The following is a 1,758-nucleotide window of genomic DNA, read 5'->3' on the forward strand; positions in this document are numbered from 1 at the left end:
TTTTGTTGGGATGAATTTTGTCACATCCCCTTTTGCTTACTCTTATTTTTTTATCTTTACTTCGTCTTTGTCCCGAAATGCTGATCAAGGGGCTTGCTCCACCAGCGGCCGTTGAGGACGTTGTGAATGATAGCCTCCTTGTCTTTCTTATCGACAGTCTTGTCGGCCTCCATTTCCTTGAAGACTTCGTCATAGGAAGACCGGGTGTCTGTCATCTGGATGTTTGCTTTTTCTCCATCGGCATTGACGACGAGGTTGGATGGGCCGGTCTTGGTGCTGGTCCACTGGTTCCAGGTCGGGAGTCCCTGGCCATTCGGGTTGCCGTCCCACATGAAGTTTCCGATGTACTGCTGGACTTTTCTTGTGAGATCGAGGGCGCCCGGGTTGTCGAAGGAGCCTTTCGGATAGGATGCGGTTGTGGATGTCGCATAGCCGGTGACGAACGGGATCCAGATGCCATGGACGGAGCCGGAGAGGAAGGCGGTTTCCGGGCCTACGAGTTCAGGATTATTTCCGTAAGCAATCGTCATGGTATAGATTGGCGCTTTGTAGCGGTCGAGCATCTGCTCAGCAGAAGCTTCTGCGTTGAAGAGGCGGTACATTTCACTGCCGTACTTCTTGGAGAAAGTGAATTCTGCATATTTCTTTTCATCGGTGAAGACGGTCTTGTCCTTGACGGATGGTGCGAAGTAAGGATTTATTCTCGTGTAGAGGGAGAATTCATCTGTACCGGTCGTCATGATGAGCGGCACTTCATTCCATTTCTTCGTCTTGAATCCGTCTTTCGGAAGGACGGTGCCGTCAGTGAAGAGGTGCGGGAAGGCTGCCATGCGGATGCCTGCGTGGCCAAAGGCCGTCGCAATGCGTTCTGCCTGAAGGCCGTTCAGGTATTTAGCGACTTCCGGTGTATCCTTCTTCAGCCATGCGATGGCTTCTTTTTCATTTGGCTTCACGCCGTCAGCGACGACGAGCGGAGCGAAGGCTTTGGCATAGATGCCGATGGCCCAGGACGGGTCGGAGGTCGTCATGCCGCCGCTGAAGGAAATGGCTTTCTGGAATTTCCCCTTTGCTTCCGGTGAAATGAGGAGCGCCATCACATCGCGGCCGCCAGAGGAGAAGCCCGAGACAGTGATATTGTCCGGATTGCCGCCGAAGTTTGCGATGTTTTCCTTGACCCAGTCAAGGCCCTGCAGGGCATCCAGGAAACCGTAATTTCCTGAGCGCTCCACCTTCGTGCCATGATGGACAGCCGGGAGCGGATTGTAGCCGAGAGCCCCCAGGCGGTAATTGATGCTGACGGCAACGACGTTCGCTCTCTTGGCAAACTGCGAGAGGTTCACCTGATCGGCAGCGCCATTCTGGTTATTGCCGCCGTGAATGAAGTAAAGAACCGGAAGATTCTGTTCCTTCGTAGCCGGACGGAAAATATCGAGATTGAGGCAGCTTTCTACGCCCTTCACGCCCTTGGCCGTTTCCTGCGTTCCCATCGGGCCTGTCTTCAGCGCATCGCGCACGCCCGTCCAGGAAGAAGGATTTTCCGGAGTTTTCCAGCGCTCTGCCTGGCCGTAAGGCACACCGCGCCAGACGAAATCATCGCCTTCCTGCGCGCCCTGAAGAAGGCCGTACCTTGTCGCCTGCAGCGTCGAATCCGCATACGCCGGAGCCGGCACTTGCGCCTTCTGCGTGACGGCAGCAGGACTTGCCTGCGGTGCAGCAGCCGCATAAGAAGACAGCGGCATGACAAGAGCGGCGGCAGCC

Annotated in this window: 1 protein-coding gene; it reads right to left on the reverse strand. The window is 55.3% G+C overall.

What is annotated here, in order from left to right:
* Positions 1-56 precede the first annotated feature (56 nt).
* Positions 57-1,758: carboxylesterase family protein (locus tag M3200_RS04075; RefSeq protein WP_288178131.1), on the reverse strand; the 1,702-nt coding region annotated here is incomplete at its 5' end.

The organism is Dialister sp. CAG:357, from assembly GCF_000435155.1.
Taxonomy (GTDB): domain Bacteria; phylum Bacillota; class Negativicutes; order Veillonellales; family Dialisteraceae; genus Dialister; species Dialister hominis.